Annotated in this window: 21 protein-coding genes and 1 tRNA gene; 7 read left to right on the top strand and 15 right to left on the bottom strand. The window is 50.6% G+C overall.

From position 1 onward, the window contains the following. Nucleotides 1–33: 33 nt before the first annotated feature. Genes ACR02O_RS15900 through ACR02O_RS15955 form a run of 12 tightly spaced genes read right to left on the bottom strand, consistent with a single transcriptional unit; the run spans nucleotide 34 to nucleotide 11,789 of the window. Nucleotides 34–2,832, bottom strand: coding sequence for a class I adenylate cyclase domain-containing protein (locus tag ACR02O_RS15900; RefSeq protein ID WP_494521994.1), 2,799 nt, complete (start codon nucleotides 2,830–2,832; stop codon nucleotides 34–36). A 42-nt stretch (nucleotides 2,833–2,874) separates the two neighbouring features. Beyond that, nucleotides 2,875–3,474 (bottom strand): histidine phosphatase family protein, encoded by a 600-nt coding sequence (locus ACR02O_RS15905; RefSeq protein WP_033159324.1) that lies wholly within the window; start codon nucleotides 3,472–3,474, stop codon nucleotides 2,875–2,877. A gap of 10 nt (nucleotides 3,475–3,484) precedes the next feature. Further along, complete coding sequence (locus tag ACR02O_RS15910; protein WP_033159325.1) at nucleotides 3,485–4,231, bottom strand: phosphate/phosphite/phosphonate ABC transporter substrate-binding protein; 747 nt, start codon at nucleotides 4,229–4,231, stop codon at nucleotides 3,485–3,487. A gap of 12 nt (nucleotides 4,232–4,243) precedes the next feature. Then, nucleotides 4,244–4,720 (bottom strand): PAS domain-containing protein, encoded by a 477-nt coding sequence (locus tag ACR02O_RS15915; protein WP_033159326.1) that lies wholly within the window; start codon nucleotides 4,718–4,720, stop codon nucleotides 4,244–4,246. A 27-nt stretch (nucleotides 4,721–4,747) separates the two neighbouring features. Continuing rightward, complete coding sequence (locus ACR02O_RS15920; protein WP_101052602.1) at nucleotides 4,748–5,110, bottom strand: roadblock/LC7 domain-containing protein; 363 nt, start codon at nucleotides 5,108–5,110, stop codon at nucleotides 4,748–4,750. Nucleotides 5,111–5,150: 40 nt separating this feature from the next. After that, nucleotides 5,151–5,807 (bottom strand): hypothetical protein, encoded by a 657-nt coding sequence (locus tag ACR02O_RS15925; protein WP_205454134.1) that lies wholly within the window; start codon nucleotides 5,805–5,807, stop codon nucleotides 5,151–5,153. 5 nt (nucleotides 5,808–5,812) lie between these two features. Then, on the bottom strand, nucleotides 5,813–6,349 hold the full coding sequence (locus tag ACR02O_RS15930; RefSeq protein WP_033159328.1) for a GTP-binding protein: 537 nt from the start codon (nucleotides 6,347–6,349) through the stop codon (nucleotides 5,813–5,815). Nucleotides 6,350–6,368: 19 nt separating this feature from the next. Further along, a complete protein-coding gene (locus ACR02O_RS15935; protein WP_319961493.1) occupies nucleotides 6,369–7,598 on the bottom strand; it encodes a hypothetical protein in 1,230 nt (409 codons plus the stop codon). Further along, the gene (locus ACR02O_RS15940) at nucleotides 7,595–8,296 is read right to left on the bottom strand and encodes a type IV pilus assembly protein FimV (RefSeq protein WP_171695036.1); all 702 of its coding nucleotides are present in this window, start codon (nucleotides 8,294–8,296) and stop codon (nucleotides 7,595–7,597) included. Before ACR02O_RS15940 ends, ACR02O_RS15935 begins: the two co-directional genes overlap by 4 nt. 60 nt (nucleotides 8,297–8,356) lie before the next feature. Beyond that, complete coding sequence (gene argH, locus ACR02O_RS15945) at nucleotides 8,357–9,748, bottom strand: argininosuccinate lyase (protein ID WP_494521995.1); 1,392 nt, start codon at nucleotides 9,746–9,748, stop codon at nucleotides 8,357–8,359. Between the two features lie 35 nt (nucleotides 9,749–9,783). Then, nucleotides 9,784–11,127, bottom strand: coding sequence for a sensor histidine kinase (locus ACR02O_RS15950; protein WP_494521996.1), 1,344 nt, complete (start codon nucleotides 11,125–11,127; stop codon nucleotides 9,784–9,786). Then, nucleotides 11,124–11,789 carry a response regulator transcription factor gene (locus ACR02O_RS15955; RefSeq protein WP_458137729.1) on the bottom strand — a complete coding sequence of 222 codons (666 nt, stop codon included), beginning with the start codon at nucleotides 11,787–11,789 and terminating at the stop codon, nucleotides 11,124–11,126. Before ACR02O_RS15955 ends, ACR02O_RS15950 begins: the two co-directional genes overlap by 4 nt. Nucleotides 11,790–11,925: 136 nt before the next feature. Here ACR02O_RS15955 and ACR02O_RS15960 point away from each other — a divergent pair, with 136 nt between their 5' ends. The 5 genes from ACR02O_RS15960 (at nucleotide 11,926) to lplT (ending at nucleotide 18,576) form a co-directional block, all read left to right on the top strand. Next, a complete protein-coding gene (locus ACR02O_RS15960; RefSeq protein WP_494521997.1) occupies nucleotides 11,926–12,555 on the top strand; it encodes a cytochrome b/b6 domain-containing protein in 630 nt (209 codons plus the stop codon). Nucleotides 12,556–12,824: 269 nt separating this feature from the next. Next, complete coding sequence (locus ACR02O_RS15965) at nucleotides 12,825–14,294, top strand: putative Ig domain-containing protein (protein WP_458137731.1); 1,470 nt, start codon at nucleotides 12,825–12,827, stop codon at nucleotides 14,292–14,294. Between the two features lie 63 nt (nucleotides 14,295–14,357). After that, a complete protein-coding gene (locus ACR02O_RS15970) occupies nucleotides 14,358–14,987 on the top strand; it encodes a cohesin domain-containing protein (protein WP_458137732.1) in 630 nt (209 codons plus the stop codon). A gap of 201 nt (nucleotides 14,988–15,188) precedes the next feature. Next, complete coding sequence (locus tag ACR02O_RS15975; protein WP_458137733.1) at nucleotides 15,189–17,354, top strand: AMP-binding protein; 2,166 nt, start codon at nucleotides 15,189–15,191, stop codon at nucleotides 17,352–17,354. 46 nt (nucleotides 17,355–17,400) lie between these two features. Then, the gene (lplT, locus tag ACR02O_RS15980; protein WP_458137734.1) at nucleotides 17,401–18,576 is read left to right on the top strand and encodes a lysophospholipid transporter LplT; all 1,176 of its coding nucleotides are present in this window, start codon (nucleotides 17,401–17,403) and stop codon (nucleotides 18,574–18,576) included. On the opposite strand, the gene ACR02O_RS15985 is transcribed toward lplT, so the two are convergent. Then, nucleotides 18,515–19,144, bottom strand: coding sequence for a TetR/AcrR family transcriptional regulator (locus tag ACR02O_RS15985; protein ID WP_458137735.1), 630 nt, complete (start codon nucleotides 19,142–19,144; stop codon nucleotides 18,515–18,517). The two genes, lplT and ACR02O_RS15985, sit on opposite strands and share 62 nt — an antisense overlap. 68 nt (nucleotides 19,145–19,212) lie before the next feature. Here ACR02O_RS15985 and ACR02O_RS15990 point away from each other — a divergent pair, with 68 nt between their 5' ends. Then, nucleotides 19,213–19,716, top strand: coding sequence for an NUDIX hydrolase (locus tag ACR02O_RS15990; RefSeq protein WP_458137736.1), 504 nt, complete (start codon nucleotides 19,213–19,215; stop codon nucleotides 19,714–19,716). 69 nt (nucleotides 19,717–19,785) lie between these two features. Here the strand turns inward: ACR02O_RS15990 and ACR02O_RS15995 are convergent. Next, a tRNA-Asp gene (locus ACR02O_RS15995) sits at nucleotides 19,786–19,862 on the bottom strand. A gap of 64 nt (nucleotides 19,863–19,926) precedes the next feature. Here ACR02O_RS15995 and ACR02O_RS16000 point away from each other — a divergent pair. Continuing rightward, the gene (locus tag ACR02O_RS16000; RefSeq protein WP_458137737.1) at nucleotides 19,927–20,586 is read left to right on the top strand and encodes a class I SAM-dependent methyltransferase; all 660 of its coding nucleotides are present in this window, start codon (nucleotides 19,927–19,929) and stop codon (nucleotides 20,584–20,586) included. Here ACR02O_RS16000 and dmeF read toward each other — a convergent pair. Continuing rightward, nucleotides 20,549–21,556, bottom strand: a complete 1,008-nt coding sequence (gene dmeF, locus ACR02O_RS16005) for a CDF family Co(II)/Ni(II) efflux transporter DmeF (RefSeq protein WP_494521998.1) — start codon at nucleotides 21,554–21,556, stop codon at nucleotides 20,549–20,551. The genes ACR02O_RS16000 and dmeF overlap by 38 nt on opposite strands. Nucleotides 21,557–21,597 lie beyond the last annotated feature (41 nt).

The raw sequence follows: 21,597 nt of genomic DNA on the forward strand, positions 1-21,597 counted from the left end.
TGTGAGCTAAATATCGGCTGCGACCCTGAAATATTAAATATTTAGTTTGTCTTCTATTTTTTGCTTGTAGTTTAGGAAATGGGCGGCTTGTAACTGCTCGTTTCGGTCTGTTCCCAACAGACGACAAGGTACATCTATTTCGGTGATGTGAAACGGATAGTCGTCGCGGTTTTTCCGATAGCCCAGTATGTGGGCGCGAATCGGTTTGAAGCTATCGGCGTTGGCGACAGAAAACTTTTGTTGGTTACAGTAAATCGCAATTGCACCGTCCTCATCGGTCGCTATCCGCACTCTCAGATCCATCACACTGGCGCCGAGTTTGACCGGCACGGCCTGGCAAGATAGCACTCCGGCTGAATTGCGCTGGATTTCGTAAAATTTGACACTCAAACCATCCGGCAATTGCGCGCGCGCCAGCAAGGTGCCTAAAAACACGGAATAGTGCGTGATGACGTGCTCAGGATTGGCATTGCTATGCTGATGGACAAACAGCGCGCCTTTTTCGTCAAGCACGTAAACACCCACGTGTTTGCTGGTTGCATGATAAAAAACCTGAATCACATCAGCCAAATTCTGCGTATATAAAGACGGAATATAGGTTTGATCCAGTACGTAGGCATCAAAAAATACTGCGGAAAATTGCGGATTAGGCTTGGCTAATTCATGCAGCAGTTGATTTTGCGTGTCCAGCCGGTAATAGCCGAGGCTGCCGTTTCTGAGTTGGAACAAGCCATAACCGGTCTCGGCAGCCACGATATAGCGCTGCAAGCCGTCCCGAGCGGATGCAAAAAATTTTAGCAAATTGCCGAACAAAGATTCGATGCGCAAGAGGATGCTTTTGCCGCGTACCGGGTTGTAACATAGCGCTTGGAGTTTATCGGCAGACAAGGGCGCGGCGCTGTTGTTAAACACGTCAACGAGGCAGTTAAATACTCCCTCTATGCCTATATAGCGCTGCAAGCTGGCCTCCCCCCAACTGGATACCGACAAGCGCTGAATGCTCTGGATGAAACACTGACGGCTATCACCGTAACTTAACGGGTCTGAGCGTTCGCTCATCACCAACTGTTGATTGTTCGCGTCAATCGCCAAACTTTCGCCGAGGTTTATCAGTAACAAGGACGACGAGACGCGATTCGGCTCGCCGTAAACCTCCAGATCGTTCTCCCTGCCCGGCAAATAGCGGCTTAGAAACGCATTCAACTCATTAAACAGTTGATATAAATCATTATTGGCAATTTTAAGATTGGGAGTCACCAGTTGCAGATTGAGCGACTTTTTGTACAAGCCGTTTACCACGGCCCAGCATAAAACTTCGAGCAAGCTCTCGCCGGATTTAATCGCGCTTTCCAGAGAGGCTTTCTGTGACGCCGCCCGGTCATCGTATAAACACCAGCGAGGCGGAGCGTCGTCAGTCAGGACTTCCACAGCTATCAGCAAATCGGGTTTGGCGTGGACCGTGGTTCTGGTGGTGAGCACTTCAATTTTATCGGGACGTAAATCCAGGGTGGCCCGCAATTTCCGGCCGATCAATTTCAAGTCTCTGTTTTCCCGCTGCGCCTGATCCAATGGCAAACCGGAAAACTTTAAAATCATCCGCAGACATTGTTGCAATTGATCGCGAATCACCACGTGCTCGACACTGGCTTTCTTAATGTCCCAAAATTTTTGGCTGGCTAAATTGTCCAGCAAATCCTCCGGCCATTCCCATTGATCTGCCACACTATGCAGATAATCTTCACGCTGCAAGCGCACTCTATTCTCCGTGAGATTATCGGACGCGGCCATGATCTTCATGTAAAAACATTCCCGAATCAGATTCAAGCGGCGTTTGGACTGAGCCTGGCGCAGATAGGCATCCACTTTGCGGTACATCAGCAGGTAAGGATCCAGGCTTTCGACACTGAAATCGCCTTGATACACCGCCTGCTTCAATGACAGACACAGCCACTGCGGTTCGGGAAATTCGCTGGCATAACTTTCCATCAGCAGCAGCTTCAACAAGGACTTATGCGGGGATGTCAAAGACTTGTAGATATGCCAAAGCGTCGCACTGACGAATTCCGCCATCGGCATATCTTCTAGGCCGCCGAAATCGACGACGTCGGTTTCGGAGATAAACCGGTTTTCCAGCAAATGCGCGACATATTGCTTATAGTATTTTTCCTGTTGCGGCGGCACCAACCACCAGACCGGTATCCGCCCGGCGATGTAAATCGAGGTGCGGTAAAACTCTTCCAATAACAGATAATGTTGGGTTTCGCCGCTACTCTCTTTAGAGATCGGCGTATTTTCGCCGCGCAAAAACTGCGCCGCATCAACCAGAAAAAAATGCGTCTCAATTTTTAAGGTCGCCGCCCATTTTTCCACTTCCTGGGCTTTTTGCCGCAATTCGTTTAATTCATCCGGCGCCAAAGTGGATGAATGGCAAAGCCAAATATCAATATCGCTGTTTTTCGAAAACGCCATACTCCCGACGCTACCCATCAAAAAAATCGCCTGGATAGGATAGTGTCTTAAGGCCTTGCGCTTGTAGACAAAGCCTTTGGAAAACTGCTTGGCAACATCTATAGTCTGCTTGTTGGGCGTGTAATCGGGAATACCCGCCGGGCCTTCCAGCGACACGAAACCGGGCAACAAGGGATGATTTTGATGAAACAGTAACGGCAACAGCTTTAAGAAATCCTGTTGGCGCGGCTGCAAAAAACTTTGTACATGTTGCAAACGCAACTGATTGAAGTGCTTGAATCGTTGGGCAACTGCATATAGATCTTTTTTGCTGATCTCTTCGCCCGGCGCGCCTAAATGGATGGGTAGGAATCGATTGATCAAAACGGCCGCGCCTAAATCAAGTGTAAGGCCAGTATAGAAGAATCAAACCGGCTTGTGAAAATTAAGCTGGACGAAGCGCCCGTTACCGTCATCAAAACAGGTAAAACGGGTTAAACAGGCGTGCGGCAAATCGATATGAAAACTTTGGGTAACCGGCAGCTTGAAGGCTTCCGCAAATATTGCTCTGATCACACCGGCATGGGTTACTACCAGCACGCGGCGTCCGGCCTGCTCAGCCAATAAACTTTCCCAGCCCTTCCTGACGCGGGCGGCGAATGCTTGGTAGCTTTCCGCGTTCGGCGGGGTGAAATGGACGGGGTCTTTATAAAATGCCGCCAGTGAGTCGGGCCAGCGACTGGAAATTTGCTCGGCGGTTTGGCCTTCCCAAGCGCCGAAATCAATTTCACCCCATGCCGGTTCAATCACCAAATCCTGTTGCTGTTGTTCGCACCAGGCCGCGGCAAAGGAACGGCAACGGCGTAGCGGCGAACTGATCACCACATCCCACTGCCCTGCCCCGCATTGGCCATACATCTGCCGCCAACCGCGTTCAGTCAGCGGATCGTCGGTGATTCCGCGATAATACGAACCGCCACGGGCTTCGCCGTGTCGCAGAAAATCGATTACGGTCGACTGATGCATCGCGATGGAATCAAGTGTTCAAGGTATCCATCAAATCGATCATGAACTCCATTTCCTCGTCTTCGATCCGTTGCCATGCCCTAAAGCCCAGGGCATTCAACACCCCACCGCCTTTTTCATCCTTATCCATCTCCAGTAATATTTTTTGAATGTCGGCGCGGCGATTCTGTAATCTCGGCCCTATCATCAAAGAATGGTAGATGACGCTTATTTGGCTACGCACCAAGATCCGCAGCTGTTTTTTAATCACACCGGACAGGTTGTCATAGGCCTCCGCCAGAATGATGCCGACATCCGCTTCGCCTTTCAGCAGGTGTTTGGCCACCAAAACATGATTGTCCGATAACAACGGGACGATATTCCCGGCGTGCAAATCCGCGGGCTCCAACATAATCATGCCCATCAGGCGCACATCCGGATCGTCGGTGAAAGCCACCCGAGTATTCGGTTGTAAGTCGGCCACATCGTTGATATTACTGTCGGCGTTAACGGCAATGATCGCTTCGTCGGATTCGCCCTGGGCGCGTACCAGCGGCAAAAAACCTTTTTCTCGGACCAGCATGGCGGCGTCGAAGGGGTTGGCGTAAATCAAATCGATCTTATCGGCTGCGATGGCCTGATGCAGGTCTTGATAGTGATTGTACATTTCCAAATGGATGGCCTCGGCGCTCTGCTTTTGCAACCAAGTGTTGAATATATACCAACCCGACAGGTGGTCTGGGGCAAAATCCGGGCTGACTGTAAACATGTAAGACATGATGCTCCCCAATTAACTAAGTGTCGGATACAGTGCGATGCATTCATCGACTTTACTGCGCGAGGGTTTGCGGCGCACCGAGGTATAGCCAACCACCTTACCGCCGCGCACATTCGGAATGACCGTGGCTTTTACCCAGTAATAACCGCCGTCCTTACGCAAGTTTTTCACGAAGCCTTGCCATTTTTCACCGCGTTGCACCGTATCCCATAAGTCTTTAAACGCAGCGGACGGCATGTCCGGGTGCCTGAGAATACAATGCGGCGCGCCGATTAACTCCGCTTCGGTATAGCCCGACATTTCCACAAATGCGCGATTGACGTGGCTGATAATGCCATCCGGCGTCGTGGTGGAAACAATCAATTTGCCGTCGGGATACGGCGTTTCAAGCTCGGTGTACAGCACTTTTCTGGATTTGCCGTCGCAATAGGTAAGCGTTGCTTCCTGGTACTCGCCAATGATGTCTTCGGGCTTCATATCAACGATCATGATTTACTCCGGGTTGCCGGTTAGGGTTTACAGCATTTCGGAAATACTCTCTGCCGCACGCTTCACATCAAGAAAGATGAGTCCGAGCTTGGCGTTGGGTTTGGCGAGTACGGTAAGCACGGCTTCATTACCGGCATAGGTCATTAGCACATAGCCCCTGGCACCTTTGATCAACACCTGTTCCAAATTGCCGCGATTTAATTCTTGGGCCGTTCTATCGCCCAAAGACAACATGGCTGCACTCATAGCGCCTACCCGATCCTCGTCCATACCGGCTGGCAACACCGACGCCATCATCAGACCGTCGGTGGAAATCACACCTGAGGCTTCTATATCCGCCGAAGTACCGTTCAGCTCGTTTAAAACCGACGTCAGCATGTCTGCTTTCATAATCTAATTCCTATTCATTAATGGGTGATATGCGATCCGCTTAATTGGCAGCATCAGCGGCTTTGCTTAAATAACGGGTGATTAAAGCCCAGGCCAAGGTTACAAACTCCGCTTGGTTAAAATGCGGTACGCCGCTGATCGCCAGCACAAAACGGTGCTTACCGACGAACATCGGCCAAAAACCGATTTGACTGTTACCGAACGGATCAACGATGGCCCAGGCATGGCTGGAAATACCCATATTGTTTATCAGTAATCCGGAACGGCGTTTATGCACCGTTGCCAGTTCCGCGCTGAGCGCGGACAATTCTTCGGCGACCTCATGCGGAAAACCGCTGCACGCCAGATAAAACCCTTGATCATCTGCCAATAGCACTTTGCCGCTCTCGGAAATCGTTGCCAATAAATCCGGCAACATCGTCTCAAGCGCAGCCTGTGGCGCCTGTAAAGGCGTGTCTACGCCTTGCACCCAACCTAGCTTTTGGCAGTACAGCAGCAATTGCAAGGCTTTGTCCTCGTCATCGATTTCCATCAATGTTTGCAACTGCGCGATAGTCAGTGCCGGAGTCTGTTCCTGTTGCAGCAAGCGGATTAAAAACCGCCGGGGTTTATCGTTTTCGGGTGACGAGACAGCGTAGTAAGCACCAGCGGGAGTAGGATAGAGATACAGCCCGTTAATCAGATCAAATCTTTCCATGGTGATTAGCCCGCCAAACCAGGATCCAGGGAATATAAAAGAGCTTGTACCAACAAAGAGACATCATTCTTTTCCCGCGCATCCACCGAAAAAACCGGCGGTTTCAAGCCAAAGCCTTGCAGTTGCGCATGGTAGTCTTCTATTGAGGGTGTGCTGCTTAAATCCATTTGCGTCACCCCAATCGCTACGCTGGTGTCGTTGATAAACTTACCGAACGCATCCAGAAAAAAACGCATATCCTGAAAAGGGTCTGCGCGGGTGTTGTCTAGCAATAAAATTAAGCCGATGCCGCCGTTGGTCAAAATATCCCACATAAAATCAAACCGTTCCTGGCCGGGAGTACCGTACAAGTGAATTTTTTCGCCGCCCGCCAAATTCATGACACCGTAGTCCATCGCCACCGTAGTGGATGCTTTACGATTTTTTGTCATATCACTGGCAGCCGCATCAGTTTTGATCGGAGGCACATCGCTAATAGCGTTGATTGCAGTCGTTTTGCCGGCGCCTACCGGGCCCGTGAAAATAATTTTGTATTGACTCATCGAGATTCCTTATCGTTTGCTAAGCGCCGCGCAATTTATTGAGAATTTTGCTTAATAAACCCTCATTTTTGGGCTTCTTGGTGGGTTCTACGGCAATCACCGCATCGGCTTGACGTTCGCTTTGTTTCAATATGCCTATCGTCTGGCAGGCACTAATAAACACAAACACATACTGCGGTTTGACATGTAACAGACCAGCAACTTCCAACGGCGTTCTCGGTGCCTGAACCAACAATGCGGCAATGCGCAAAGCGTCTGGCGTGATGACCAGTCGGGTAAAATTCGGCCATCTTTCTAAGTAGACCGGCCCTTGAATATCCAGACCTATCGGGAAGCGTCCTTTGGATGTCCAGATTGCCAATTTCCAAATAAAAGCACCCATATCTTGAAACTTATCTTCGGCGCGCTGAATGGCGGTTGTGGAATCGACTGCCGTCAAAATCATTTTGCCGACGGAGCCTTTACCCAAGGGCATCCCGGCAAATGCGCGGGTTTGTTTATCGTCGGCATCGATCCATACTTCCTGGCTTTCCGGAAAAATCGTCAAAGGTTTCCAAATCGAACAAAGTTGCAAAACACGCGACTGTAAATTGGCCGTTTTATATGCCGACATGACGTAGCCTAAAAAATACTGCCTGGGGTCGTAACAGGCTGTTAACAACTGCACCTCGTCGTCAAAATCGATGTCGCTCAGTGTCCCTAAAAACGCTGTGAAGCCGCCTTCGTTCAACTGCATTGCAGAATGATGTTTGCTGGCCTTGTGGTGCTCAGCGGCATCACCCGTTTTTGGCGCCTTAGCCTTATTGACATAGACATCCATAGCCATTTTTTTCGGCTTCTCGTCCATGGGCGGTTTGGGCACATCAGGTATCTTTGCAGGTGCTTGCGCAATCTTCGTACGTTCGGCAGCGGCTTTGCGAGCCTCGGCAACCGCCTTAATCTTGTCCAGCACCGCCATTATTTGCTGGACATTCACCGGCTTTTTGATGAAGTAAGTATTATCCAGTTGTAGGTTTTGTAATGACAATAAGATGATCGGTCGGCCCGGCGCGGCGGCTTTTCTGGCATCCAGAATATCCCGGGCTTTGGGGTGATCCGCGTCGATCATATCAATGCTGGCTTCGGCATCCTCGACCACGACGGCAGCCCCCCGACAAGGCCCCTTCAGATACATTTCCATGGTTTTATAAGTGCGGGTATCCATGCCATGCAGAGCGATTCGAAATGGCGTTTTGTTCGACTTGCTCATGATGCCTGTCCTTCAAAATAATGTGCCAATTCCAGCCATTCACCCTCCAGCACCACGCCGGAGTCGCTAAATCGCTGCCGATTGAGCTGAAAGCGCTCCCGGTTTTTTGTAGACTTATACAGCTCTAACAAAGCCAGTTGCAAATCCGGACGATCATGTTGCAGGTTGATACCCGTTTCCAGCACATCCATGGCTTGTTCGAGCTGACTGTATTCGATAAAGTCGTTGGCTAAGGCCAAGTAATCATGTTGCGCTTCGGTTTGCCGTCTGGACCTGACCAGTTCGCGGCTAGCCAACAGACCTTTACTGAACAAAGAATATCGGTTAGCTGGCGGCGTTTGCCCGTCAGTTTTAAGCAAATCCTGACATTGCTGGACCAGCAGCCGCGACTGGCTAGCTTGTATCATACGGCGACTGATCGCAGTTCCCTTCCCATCCAAAATAATCATTAAATCCAACAAGGCCGCGTAGAGTTGCTCGGACAGGCGCCGGTCGTAACAAAAATAAATTCGGCGTAGATGCGCCAGCAGATCTTTCGGGTTTCTACTAATTTTAAAAACTAATGCGGTCAATGCGTAATCAGCATCGGCGCTGGGGCAGCTAAACAAACTAAGCTCCCGGTCGTGCCAAAAGTCGGTTTCTTGCGGGATTGCATCCAGCGATGGTCCAGCAAGCAGTCGGGAAAAATATTGGGGCATACCACCCTCCGAATCAAACGATGCTCGAAGGGTAGCAGTTAAAATGCCAAATTCCAGGATTTAGTGGGGTATTTGTTGTCTTGCTTCACATATTGCCTGACGAACGGCTGCCGGTGCCGTGCCGCCGATATGATTGCGGGCAGCGACCGAGCCTTCCAATTTTAGAATATCGAAAACATCCGCTGTAATGGTGCCGGAAAAGCCCTGCAACTCTGAGAGAGTTAGTTCCGATAGATCCCGCTCTGTTTGCAGTCCTAAGCGCACAGCTTGACCTACGACTTCGTGGGCATCGCGAAAAGGCATACCTTTGCGAACCAAATAATCAGCCAAGTCGGTAGCCGTCGCGAAGCCTCTTTTTGCGGCGTTGTACATATTTTCGCGTTTGGCTTGAATGCGCGGCATCATGTCGGCAAAGGCTCGCAGACAATTGATTAAGGTGTCGGCGGTATCGAACAAGGGCTCTTTGTCTTCCTGATTATCTTTGTTATAAGCCAAGGGCTGGCTTTTCATCAACATCAATAAGGACACCAGATGCCCGGTAACCCGGCCGGATTTACCGCGCACCAGTTCCGGTACGTCGGGATTTTTCTTTTGCGGCATGATTGATGAGCCAGTGCAGAATGCATCCGGAATATCGATAAAATTGAATTGCGCACTGGCCCACAACACCAGTTCTTCCGAGAACCTGGACAAATGCATCATGATTAAACTAGCGGCCGCGGCAAACTCAATCGCAAAATCGCGATCACTGACCGAATCCAAAGAGTTATTAGACGGCCGGGAAAATCCCAACAATTCGGCGGTCATGAAGCGATCAATGGGATAGCTGGTGCCCGCCAATGCTGCGGCACCCAAGGGCATCACATTCAGGCGTTTACAGCAATCTTGCAGACGTTCTTTATCACGGCACAGCATTTCGAACCACGCCATTAAATGATGGCCGAATGTCACGGGTTGCGCGACTTGCAAATGGGTAAAACCGGGCATGATGGTATCGGCCTCGCGTTCCGCCACATCCAACAAAGCGATTTGCAGGCGTTGTAACTGCGTCAATATAGTTTCGATTTCGCTACGTAAATATAGTCTTATATCGGTCGCTACCTGGTCATTACGCGAACGGCCGGTATGCAGTTTTTTGCCGGCAATCCCGATCAAATCAGTCAAGCGCGCTTCGATGTTCATATGCACATCTTCCTGCTTGATTGACCAGAGGAACTCGCCGCGTTCGATCTCACCGCCGATTTGCATCAATCCGCTGCGAATGTCGGCGAGCTCCTGTTCGGTCAGAATACCTATTTTGCAAAGCATGGCCGCATGCGCCAACGAGCCTTGAATATCTTGCCGGGCCATGCGCCGGTCAAAATTGACGGAAGCGGTAAATTCTTCGACAAAAGCATCGGTGGCTTCGGCAAAACGGGCGCTGGAAAGTTTTTCGGTGTTAACGGTGGTCATAAGCAATCAAACGGTAAATGCAAAAGAAGCGGGAATTATACCGATGCTGCGGCTATCCACCTTGGGAATTGCACTGTTACTCGCAAACCGCCTAGTTGCCCGGAACGCATAATCTCCAACTCGCCGCCATAAAATACGGCGATGTCACGCACAATCGCCAAGCCTAGCCCATGTCCCTGCACTGCTTCGTCCAGCCTTAAACCGCGCTTACTGAGTTGCTGCATGTCCTGCGCCGAACAACCCGGACCGTCGTCTTCGACATTGATGGTAATGCCGGCGCCATGTTCAACCGAGACTAGAACCTGTTTATCAGCCCATTTGCAGGCGTTATCCAACAAATTACCGGTCAGCTCCAGCATGTCTTCCCGATCAAAATTGATTAGTTGATCGGGGGCATTGACTTGGATCGCTAAATTTTTCTCGGCATAGACATTTTGCAACAGCATGACTAAAGCAGTGAGTTCTTGCTGTGGATTAAACACGCTGGCGGTTTGCATATTACCGGAGATACGGGCGCGTTTTAATTCTCGCTCGATGCGCTCATGGATCGCTTGCGTTTGCTTTTGCAGCAGATTACGCAGCTCGGAATGGGCATCCAGTTGCGAATTTTCAGCCAGACGAAACAGCATCGCCAACGGCGTTTTCAGCGCATGCGCCAAATTGCCAATTGCGGTGCGAGACTGGTGCAAGCGCCTCTCAACCAACACTAACAAGCGATTGACTTCCGCAACCAAGGGTTTGATTTCCGCCGGCACTCTGGCTTGGATCTGTGACTGACGGCCGTAGGCAATCTCGGCCAGTTCGTCGCGCGCTGCCTGCAACGGTTTCAGCGATCTGCGTACATCGTTACTTTGCAGGGCGATTGCGATCAAAAGCACCATGGCAGTCAATACCAGATAGGCAAGCCGGATATGATCTATGTCATGGCCAATATCGCTTAAATCCTCGGCGATGCTAATGGTGATTGCATGACCAAATCGCTCGAAACCTCGACTCAAAACCAGTAAAGGTTGGTGATGCGGTCCATCAGGAAAATGGAATTGCCTGGCGGTATTGGGCGGCTCGGTAGTAAAAGGCAAAACGTCGTCTTGCAGCGAACTTGAATAATAGGTTTTTCCGTCAAGCTGGATCACAAAGTAGTGACCCGAATAGGCTTGGCCGTATACCGTGCCGGCATGCGAGCTATCGAAAATCAGTTGTCCTTCCGCGTTAAGCGTCAAGGTATCCAGCAACGAATCGCCATCGTGCTGTAAGCGGGTCAGCATTTGTTTTTCCGCCACAGAGCGAATCACCCAATCTGCTGCCAACCAGTGTCCGGCAAACACCATACTCAGGATAATGATCAGGCCGCGGTTAAGACGCTGGCGTAATGAAATCACGGCTTATCGCCGAAGATGTAGCCTTGCCCACGCCGGGTAGCGATCAAATCCTTACCCAATTTACGCCGTAACCGGTTGATATACACTTCGATAACGTTGCTGGCCGGGTCACCGTCGCATTCGTAGACGTGCTCAAGTAAATGGGTTTTGGTAAGCAACTTGCCGGGATGCAGCATGAAATAGCGCAGCAAACGAAATTCGATTGCCGTCAGCTCGACATGCTCAGCACCATCAACGCTGACGGTTTGCCTGTCTTCATCCAAGGCCACGCCGCAACCACACAGTTGCGGCTGCATCATCCCGTGCATGCGCTTTAACAGGGCCTGGATGCGTGCCTGTAACTCCTCGATATGAAACGGTTTGCCTAGATAGTCGTCGGCACCCACTTTGAAGCCGTCGACTTTTTCATGCCAGGCGTCCCTGGCCGTCAGCACAATGACCGGCACATGATTACCCGCTTGCCGCCATCGTCCCAGCACTTCCAGTCCGGGCATTTTCGGCAAGCCTAAATCCAGGATGACAATATCGTAGGATTCAGTCATGCCCAAAAATTCGCCATTCTCGCCATCCATGGCCAAATCGACCGCAAACCCGGCTCTTTCCAGATCGGCTTTTAAAGATCGGGACAGGCCTGGATCGTCTTCTACCAGCAATAGTCGCATAGTTGAGTCATAACAATGGTTGGTTTCAAAGATTTACTCGGAGTAAGGGTATTTTAACCCCGAACTTTTAAGATTGGATTTATCTCGGTTTCCTACACTAGCTACATCTGCAACTAAGCATGCCGAGGTAAACCACATGAATAACCAACACACCGTAGCGGTCTGGGACATTTTTATCCGTATTTTTCACTGGTCGCTGGTCGTTGCCTTTACTGTGGCCTATTTCACCAGCGAGGAAGAAAACGCTTGGCATATTTACGCCGGTTACACGGTTTTGGGTCTGACTATCTTCCGCATTCTGTGGGGAATCATCGGCAGCCGCCATGCCCGATTTAGCGACTTTGTCCGTTCTCCCGGAACTGTTTACAGCTATATTCGCGAACTGCGCGCAGGCTCCGCGAAACATTATGTCGGCCACAATCCTTTGGGCGGCTGGATGGTCATGGCATTGCTCTCAACGTTGCTGGTTGTGACTGTCAGCGGCTTGAAAGTATATGCGATAGAAGAAGGGCGAGGTCCGCTGGCTGCCAATCCAACAACACTAACTTTGATTAGCGCTGCCCATGCGGAAGAAGACGACGAAGAGGATAGAAAAGCAGAAACGCAAAGCCAAGATGAAGAATTTTGGGAGGAAATTCATGAAGGGGCAACCAATTTTATGCTAGTCCTAATTGCCTTACACGTAGTGGGCGTCTTTGTTTCTGGTAGAGCGCACAACGAACACTTAATCAAAGCCATGCTAACCGGAAAGAAATCAATTAAATGACAATAGAAATGTGAGATTTCCCGCAATTTTAATTTTGAATTCATTTTCCATTGTTATAAGTCCCGCGACTTTTAGTTGTCTAAATATGTCGAAATCGACTTTTGAGTTTAGGCAACTGACTACGTGCCTTGCGGCAAGACTTCTTAGCTTTTTGACTTAGTCAGGCTTTATCTCGGTCTATCAAAATCGGGAGGTCGTCGGTTCACCCCGCCAAGTTTCATTGTTAGTTAAAGTCAATTGACACACCACAAACCTACGGGGAACACTCAATGAAACAGATGACATTCTTACTGCCATTGCTGGCGCTCGGTTCTATTGCCGAAGCAAGCGACATCAGGGGCGGGCTGGGCAACTTTGACGCACTGAATCACACCGGCGGTCCGGTCTACGGCATAGAAATAGAACTGGACGATACAAACAGCAAAGATGTAGTCAGCACCTACCCAGGTAATCATTACGGTTACGGAAAAATACGGGAAGACCTCAGCGACCCTGCGCACCCCAAAACCTTCGTACGTTACGAAAAAGACGGTGCCGTCACCAATCCCTATCCAATCGGCAGTACCTTGTATTGCTACGATTTAAGCAAAAATGTCGGCTGCGAACATTTTGGGGTGCACTTTGCCTACTCCGCCACCACGCCTTATAGCGCGGTCAAATACAACTGGCTGGTCAAGGATGGCAGCGGCAAACTGGTTGTTGGTCCCGCGCTGCAGTTGAATACGCCGGTATTCGACTACACCCCACCGACCACTGACTTCCCTGCTCAAGTCGTGGCAACCATGCCGGCTCCGGTTGTTCCGCAAAGCGTCGTAAAAGAATTTGGCGAACCTAGTTGGGTCAAGGTTATTAAAACTAAAACTCACAACACTCGGGTTTTGGCCTTAGGCGCACTGATCAGTGATGATCATGACCACGACGGTCTAGCAGACTGGACCAATGGTGAGCCGGACGAAGTCGAATCCGAATGGTATTTGCTGCAATCCCACAATGGTGTCAGCAACGCCAAATCCGAATTGCGTGGCGGCAGCGACAGCATGGGCAACAACGCCGAAGAAGTCGTCACCCGCCGTTATGAGTTTTATGCCTATGGCGGCCCCGCCGCGTCCATTGATGGCGAAAAGGGTGAAGCCATGTGCGATGCGGTCGGAACGGATAATCTGCACGGCGACGGCGTAGTGGAAGTAACCGATGCCAACGGCGGCTCTCATGAATTCGATTGTTCGACTGCGGAAATCGTCGGCGCCTATCAAGGTTCGCAAATGACGGAATTCGTGGCTATTTCGCCCTTCGCAATGGTCGATGCGCTGCAAAACGGCAATGTCAACGAAGTGTTTCCGGAGCGGCCCACCGTTAGCGGCGGCAACACGCCTTACGTGGTCAACGTCAGCGCCGGCGCATTACCAAACGGTTTGACTCTTGCGCAAGACACAGGCCTGTTATCAGGCGTGCCTTCCAAGGTAGGCATTTTCAACTTTACCGTCTCAGCAAACGATGCCGATAACACCAGCGCATCTAAAGCTTTTACCGTGAAAGTAACAGGCCCCGGCGATACGGATCGCGATAACGACATCGACATGAACGATTTGAACGCCATCAAAGCCAAATACGGCAAAGTGGTAGCAGCCAACGACCCCGCTGATCTGAATGGCGATTTGCGAGTCAATATTATCGATTACAGAAAGGCAGCTTCGCTTTGTACTTTGCCGCAATGTGCCGTGGTCAACCCTGCGCCCTAGCCCATTTTTTGAATCAGTTTGCCGGAGCGATTGGCTCCGGTTTCCAGCCCTACGGAATATTTTATGAACAAACATTTACTTACCAAACTGCTTGCGCTGGCATTCGTTGGATTTTTCCAGACTACCGAAGCGGCCACCCTTAATCTTAAATTTTCTGACAACACGAATATCCGCTCATTCGCTAAAGGCTCTATTTTCGACGTCAATATTTATATTAATAACGTTGCTGATTTGGCGGGCTTCGATTTCGATCTGACCTACAACAGCACCAATCTATCGGCGCAATTGCTAAGCAGTGGCAGTATTTTTGGCACTGACACCGAAAGTCTGGCGAACAGCATTACCCCAGGCTCGGGCGCAACCTTGGGGAAAATTCATTTTGCCGAAATGTTGTCGGGCAGTGTCGCAACCGGTTTAAATATCTCTGAGCCCACCTTGCTGGGCACCGTCAAATTTCAAGCACTCAATGTCAGCGCGGGGAATGCCTTAAGCATAATCCCCGACCCGATCTATACGCCGGCACAACTACTATTTCTCTCCGATGGTAGCGGACCCGCCACAACCATCACAGGCGCTACTGTCCACGTCACTGCCGCACCAGCCACCGTTCCGTTACCTGCTTCTGCCTTCTTGTTTGTTCCGGCTCTGTTAGGCGTATTCGGATTTGGGAAAAACCAATTCAAAAAGCCATAAAGCAGTTCGCCGGGTTATCGCACCGATTTTGTCCATCGACGGACAAGGTGGTAGCAATGTCAAAAGCCATCCCTTGGGGATGGCTTTTTCGTTTTTAGTAGGCAAAGGGAAAATTAAATTGAACAACGTTTAGTTTGTCGTTATAGTGCCTTCCGGCAAATCGCAATCTGTCTGCTAATATGCGCTTACGGGAGGAATATCATGTTAAAAATTGTTTTACGCTGGCTGTTGACGCTAGTCTATCGAGTGAAGGTCCACGGGCTGGAAAATTACGCTAAAGCCGGCAACCGCGTGTTGATCGTCGCCAACCACACTTCATTTCTCGATCCTTTGCTGCTGGGCGTGTTTTTGCCGGACGACATCACCTTTGCGATCAATACCCAAATCTCTGAACGCTGGTGGCTGAAACCATTTTTGCGTTTATCCAAAGTGTTTCCGATGGATCCAACGCATCCCTTGTCTTTAAAGGCGTTGATTCATCATTTACAAAGCGATACCAAAACCGTGATTTTTCCGGAAGGCCGGATCACCGTGACCGGCTCCTTGATGAAAATCTACGACGGCACCGGCATGGTTGCCGATAAATCGGGGGCAACCTTGTTGCCGATTCGCATCGACGGCGCTGAATACAGCCGCTTTTCCAAGCTGGGCAGCGTGCGTCAACACTGGTTTCCGCGCATCACCATTCATATTCAGCCGCCAACCTTGATCGAGACTCACGGCGATGTGACCGGCAAAGCCCGCCGCAAGCATAGCGGCCACATCCTGGCTGACATCATGACGGAAATGATGTTTGCCACCAGTCATTACCAACAAACCATCTTTGCGGCCTTATTGGAAGCTCGGGCTTTACATGGCGGACGTTACACCGTTGCGGAAGATCTGGAGCGCAAGCCACTAAGCTACGATGCTCTGATCACCCGCAGCATCATCGTGGGCAAACTAATCAAAACCCTCACGCAAACCGGCGAGAATGTCGGCGTGTTGCTGCCCAATAGCTGTAAGACGCTGAACGTGGTACTGGGTTTACAGATTTATCAGCGGGTACCGGCGATGCTGAATTATTCAATAGGCGCCGCCGGTATGGCTGCCGCTTGCCGCACCGGACAAATCAATATTGTGCTGACTTCTCGCAAATTCATTGAATTAGCGAAACTCGGAGACGAAGCCGCAACGCTGGCACAACACGTCAAATTAATTTATTTGGAAGACTTGGCGACATCATTAACAGGCTTCGACAAAATCATCGGCTTGCTACAGGCTAAAACTGCAAGATTTTGGTACAAAAGCCAGGATTATGATGCCGACGATGCGGCAGTGGTATTGTTTACTTCAGGTTCGGAAGGCTTACCGAAAGGCGTGGTGTTGTCGCATGCCAATATCCTGGCCAATCATAAACAAATCAGAGCGCGCATCGATTTTGGACCGGGCGATGTGGTGCTGAATTTTCTGCCGATGTTCCATTCCTTCGGCTTTACGGTCGGTACGATGATGCCGATATTGAACGGCATGACCAGCTTTTTTTACCCGTCGCCACTGCATTATGCGGTAATACCGGAGATGGCATACGAGGTCGGCGCAACCATCATGTTCGGCACCAATACATTTTTAGCGGCATATGCCAAAAAAGCCCATCCTTACGATTTTTACTCTTTGCGTTACGTGGTAGCCGGCGCCGAAAAATTGCAGGAAACCACCCGCACCACTTGGCTGGATAAATTCGGTATCCGTATCTTGGAGGGCTATGGCGCTACGGAAACCTCGCCGGTTACGTCGGTGAATACGCCAATGGATTACAAAGCCGGCAGCGTCGGCCGCTTCATGCCCGATATGCTGCACAAGCTGGAACCGGTGCCTGGCATTGAGAACGCCGGTAAATTGCATGTTGCCGGCCCCAACATCATGAAAGGTTATCTACTGCCGGACAATCCTGGGGTTTTGGTGCCACCCTGCTCCGCTGCTTTCGGCGAAGGTTGGTACGATACCGGCGACATCGTCCATGTCGACGAGGAAGGCTTTATTCACATTCAAGGCCGCAGTAAACGTTTCGCGAAAATCGGTGGGGAAATGGTATCTCTCACCGCGGTGGAACAATTGGCCATCCACGCTTGGCCGGAAGCGCAGCATGTGGTGGTCAGTCTGCCCGATCCTAAAAAAGGCGAACAACTCATTCTGTTGACGACCCGCCGCGACGCCAACGCCAAACAATTAGCCGACGCCTCCCCTGGCGTCGCCACCATCAATCTCCCTAAAAAATTGTTTGTGCTGGATAAACTGCCGGTATTGGCGACCGGAAAAACCGATTATCCAGGCGCGACAGCGTTAGCGGCGCGATTACTGGAAGGCGGTAACGCCGATTCAGATTGAGCGAGTTCCGCGAATGTCCAGCCTAAATTAACTACCATGTAACGCCATGAGCAAACACATCTATCCCCTTTTAATCGCGCAATTCCTCTCGGCATTTGCCGACAACGCCATATTGTTTACGGTCATCGCCATGGTGATGCAGGATGCGCACCCTGTCAGTTGGTACGTGCCGGCTTTGCAAAGCGTGTTTCTGGTGGCATTCGTAGTGTTGGCGCCCTGGGTGGGCGGATTTGCGGACAGTCACGCCAAATCGCGGGTGTTGATTGTCGCCAATCTGATCAAGGCTTGCGGCGCGGGTTTGTTGCTATTTAACGTCGAGCCTCTATTGGCGTATTGCGTGGTCGGTGTCGGCGCTGCCTTGTACAGTCCGGCCAAATACGGCATTTTGCCGGAACTGGCCGGCCACAACGGTCTGGTCAAAGCCAATAGCTGGATTGAGGGCTCGACGATACTGGCGATATTAACCGGTATGGTGGTTGGTGCAAAACTAGCCGATTATTCGACCAGTTGGGCGTTGGTCGCCACAATAGTCTTGTTTTTGATCTCGGCGGCAGCCACCTTGTTCTTACCGATAGGTTTACGTAAAGCGGCGCCGACCGGCTCGAAAATTGTATTGTTTTATTTGGAAGTTAAAACTTTTTTGGCGATGCCGCGTTCGCGGTTCGCGGTGCTGGGCGCATCCTTGTTTTGGGCAGCAGCAGCCAGTGTGCGGGTGATTATCATCGCCTGGGCGCCGTTGGTGTTAATGACGCATAACGCCAGCGATATTGCCAATCTCACGCTATTTTTGGCTATCGGTATCATCGCCGGTTCGGTCCTGGTCCCGCGCTTAATTCCGCTGGAACATTTGCGCCGGGCGCGCATCCCGGCCTATCTGATGAGCATCTTCATCATCGCCCTAAGTTTCACGGAAGCAGTCTGGCCGGCGCGGTTTGTGTTGTTTTTAATGGGTATGGCCGGCGGCATGTTTATCGTCCCAATCAACGCTGCTTTACAGGAGATCGGCCAGCAAAGCATAGGCAGCGGCGGCGCGGTAGCGATGCAGAATTTTTTCCAGAATGTAGCAATGTTATTGTCGGTCGGCGGCTACACCCTGGCGGCGGCCGAACAAGTCACACCGATTACCGCGCTGATCGGTCTGGGTTTTCTGCTGCTAGCGGCTACTTTTCTGGTGGTTTGGCATTTACCTGAACTGGAGCAAGCGCCTTCCAGCCTTGAATAAAGGTTTGCACCAATAAATCCACGCTTAGCCTGGATGCTTCGATGTCGCTAGCCTGCGGTTTGGCGGTTAGCGACAAAATACAGATTCCATGCACGCCGCTCCACAAAGTTCTGGCTGCCAGCCGGCTTTGTTCCGCGGAGCTGCCGGGTGTAAGCTGGATAAACAACACCTCGACAATCGCAAACATCTGCTCCACCTTTTGTAGATACCAGTCAGGCTGAGGCTCCTCGCTCTGAATATCGAAGATCATTCGCCAGCGATTGAAATGCTGGGCGGCAAAATTCAGGTAGGTTTCAGCCAAGATCATAATATTTTCCTCGACACTAGCGGAAGGTTCACAGTTAAGCAATTGTTTAGCCAGCTCGTCCAGAGTGCGGCCTTTGACGTGGGTCAGCAAATCATTCATGTTGGCAAATACCATATAAATGCTGCCCACGGTATAGCCGATTTCCATCGCGATTTTGCGCACCGTCAGAGCACTATAGCCGTCCTCTATAACGATAGTTTCCGCGGCGACCAACACCATTTCCTTGATTTGTTCCTGACTATGTTCGCTTCTTCTTGCCATATGTTCTCTGCGACATGCACTAAAAACAGCTACCATACACGACCTTGCTTCAGGAATCGATAGTTTACATGCACAACGAACTTCTCGATGTCGTCGATAGCGACGATACAGTGATTGCCCAACAACCCAGGTCGGTGATTCACGCCAACAGACTGCGTCATCGGGCCGTGCATATTCTGGTTTTCAACGATGCGGGTCAGTTGTTTCTGCAAAAGCGCTCGATGAAAAAAGATTTGAACAAAGGCTTATGGGATACCTCGGCGGCTGGTCACGTCGACGCCGGCGAAAGCTATGACCGTTGCGCGCCTCGTGAATTAAAGGAGGAATTGGGCATATTTGCCGAAAGCCTGGAGAGTTTATTTAAATTGGAACCTAGCACCGACTTGGGTATGGAATTTATCCAGGTCTACCGTTGCCGGCATAACGGACCGTTTAGCTTAGCGGCAGATGAAATCGACGAAGGCTGTTGGGCAGATCCGGATAACCTGGATAAGCGCGTTGCCGAGAACGATCCAACCTTGACGCTGACATTTAAAATTATCTGGCAACGGTTTAGGAATATTGCAAACTAAAATGCTTGTTAGATACTCATCATCAATGTCACTTAAACGATGAGATTAAAACGCAGATAAAAACGAAAGTGGCGGAGCGGACGGGGCTCGAACCCGCGACCCCCGGCGTGACAGGCCGGTATTCTAACCAACTGAACTACCGCTCCGCAGTAGAGAGCGGCGCATTCTACAGCATATCGCCCATGCGTCAAGCAAAAGCCCAAATTAATTATGCCGGCACCATCCTGCCCACTCTGTAACAGCCTCGATATCCATCTTTATCACCGCGACGCAAAACGCGATTACGCTCAGTGCCGGCATTGCTTACTGGTGTATATCGCTTGCTCTCAGCACTTAACGCCAAGCCAGGAAAAAGCAATTTATGATCTACATCAAAATACCATCGACGATCCAGGCTACATCGAATTTCTATCCCGCTTGGCAAAGCCTTTGCTCAGAAAATTACCTAACAATTCCATTGGACTTGATTATGGTTGCGGCCCGGGCCCGGCGCTTGCAGAACTGTTCAAGGCGCAAGGGCATCGAGTCAATGTCTATGACCCATTCTATGCGGACTTTCCTGAGCACTTGCAAGGGACCTACGAATTTATCGTCTGCACCGAGGTTGTAGAGCATTTTCGCGCGCCGCAACGCGAATTCGACACGCTATTTAGATTATTAAAACCGGGCGGCTGGCTGGGCATCATGACCAAATTGGTCATAGATGCCGAGGCCTTTGCCAAATGGCATTACAAAAACGATCAAACCCACATCGCTTTTTTCTCGCGACCGACTTTTCATTGGTTAGCGGCGCATTATCATTGCCAAATAGAATTCATCGGCAACGACGCGATTATTCTGCAACGCAATCCTGACCCTTACAACAATTGACTTCCACGGTGATATGGTCGAGCTGCGCGAATTTGCCCAATAGATTCTTGTAATAACTGGGCGATTTTGGCTGCTGCGTGACCAAAACCACGATTGCCGCATAATGATTTGCACTAACGGGCCAAACATGCAGATCACTGACAAGGCATTCGCCGTCTTCCTCCAGCGCGGTTTGTATCGCGTGGGTGTATTTGGGGTTCATGGTCTGGTCCAGCAATACGGGGCTAGTGTCTTTGATTAAGCCGTAAGCCCAGACCAGAATCACTGTCGCGCCAACAAAACCCATCACCGTATCCAGCCAAACCCAACCGTAATATTTGCCAGCCACCAAGGCGACGATGGCCAATACCGATGTCAGCGCATCCGCCATTACGTGTAGATAGGCCGCTCTTAGGTTGTGATCGTGATGGTGGGAGCGCTGGCCATGATCCTTGTGATCATGATCATGTTCGTCATGGTCATGGTCATGGTCATGGTCATGGTGAGCATTATGCCCGTGTCCATGGTGGTGGTCGTGATGATCTCGCAATAACAGCGCGCTTAGCAGATTGATCAGCAAGCCCACTTGCGCGACTAAAATCGCCTCGTCAAAGCGAATTATTTCCGGCATCAGTAGCCGTTGTACCGAGTCGGCAATCATTACCAAGGCTACCATCGCCAATGCTATCGAACTGGCAAATCCGCCCAATACACCCACCTTGGCGGGGCTAAATGCGAAGGTTTGATCATTCTGGTGGATACGGCTGTAACGGTAGGCGAAGATTGCGATCATAAAAGCCACCACATGCGTAGCCATATGCCATCCGTCCGCCAACAACGCCATCGAATGAAACTGCATACCGGCGACAATTTCCACAATCATCGTCGCAAACGTCAGAAGCAGCACCCATTTCGTACGCCGCTCGCCTTTGCGATTGATCCGCGCGAAATCGTGCGAATGTTGCCAGTTACTCAATTGATGTTCATGCATCCGTAGTTCCTTGTTCGCTAAAGCCGAAATCATTACCGAGA

The sequence above is a fragment of the Methylomonas sp. PHL2-19 genome (assembly GCF_059331595.1).

Bases quoted from the DNA above. Each gene is read 5' to 3' on its own strand.
- ACR02O_RS15905 (WP_033159324.1), bottom strand. From the start codon at position 3,474: ATGCATCAGTCGACCGTAATCGATTTTCTGCGACACGGCGAAGCCCGT.
- ACR02O_RS15910 (WP_033159325.1), bottom strand. From the start codon at position 4,231: ATGTCTTACATGTTTACAGTCAGCCCGGATTTTGCCCCAGACCACCTG.
- ACR02O_RS15915 (WP_033159326.1), bottom strand. From the start codon at position 4,720: ATGATCGTTGATATGAAGCCCGAAGACATCATTGGCGAGTACCAGGAA.
- ACR02O_RS15920 (WP_101052602.1), bottom strand. From the start codon at position 5,110: ATGAAAGCAGACATGCTGACGTCGGTTTTAAACGAGCTGAACGGTACT.
- ACR02O_RS15925 (WP_205454134.1), bottom strand. From the start codon at position 5,807: ATGGAAAGATTTGATCTGATTAACGGGCTGTATCTCTATCCTACTCCC.
- ACR02O_RS15930 (WP_033159328.1), bottom strand. From the start codon at position 6,349: ATGAGTCAATACAAAATTATTTTCACGGGCCCGGTAGGCGCCGGCAAA.
- ACR02O_RS15935 (WP_319961493.1), bottom strand. From the start codon at position 7,598: ATGAGCAAGTCGAACAAAACGCCATTTCGAATCGCTCTGCATGGCATG.
- ACR02O_RS15940 (WP_171695036.1), bottom strand. From the start codon at position 8,296: ATGCCCCAATATTTTTCCCGACTGCTTGCTGGACCATCGCTGGATGCA.
- argH (WP_494521995.1), bottom strand. From the start codon at position 9,748: ATGACCACCGTTAACACCGAAAAACTTTCCAGCGCCCGTTTTGCCGAA.
- ACR02O_RS15955 (WP_458137729.1), bottom strand. From the start codon at position 11,789: ATGCGACTATTGCTGGTAGAAGACGATCCAGGCCTGTCCCGATCTTTA.
- ACR02O_RS15960 (WP_494521997.1), top strand. From the start codon at position 11,926: ATGAATAACCAACACACCGTAGCGGTCTGGGACATTTTTATCCGTATT.
- ACR02O_RS15965 (WP_458137731.1), top strand. From the start codon at position 12,825: ATGAAACAGATGACATTCTTACTGCCATTGCTGGCGCTCGGTTCTATT.
- ACR02O_RS15970 (WP_458137732.1), top strand. From the start codon at position 14,358: ATGAACAAACATTTACTTACCAAACTGCTTGCGCTGGCATTCGTTGGA.
- ACR02O_RS15975 (WP_458137733.1), top strand. From the start codon at position 15,189: ATGTTAAAAATTGTTTTACGCTGGCTGTTGACGCTAGTCTATCGAGTG.
- lplT (WP_458137734.1), top strand. From the start codon at position 17,401: ATGAGCAAACACATCTATCCCCTTTTAATCGCGCAATTCCTCTCGGCA.
- ACR02O_RS15985 (WP_458137735.1), bottom strand. From the start codon at position 19,144: ATGGCAAGAAGAAGCGAACATAGTCAGGAACAAATCAAGGAAATGGTG.
- ACR02O_RS15990 (WP_458137736.1), top strand. From the start codon at position 19,213: ATGCACAACGAACTTCTCGATGTCGTCGATAGCGACGATACAGTGATT.
- ACR02O_RS16000 (WP_458137737.1), top strand. From the start codon at position 19,927: ATGCCGGCACCATCCTGCCCACTCTGTAACAGCCTCGATATCCATCTT.
- dmeF (WP_494521998.1), bottom strand. From the start codon at position 21,556: ATGCATGAACATCAATTGAGTAACTGGCAACATTCGCACGATTTCGCG.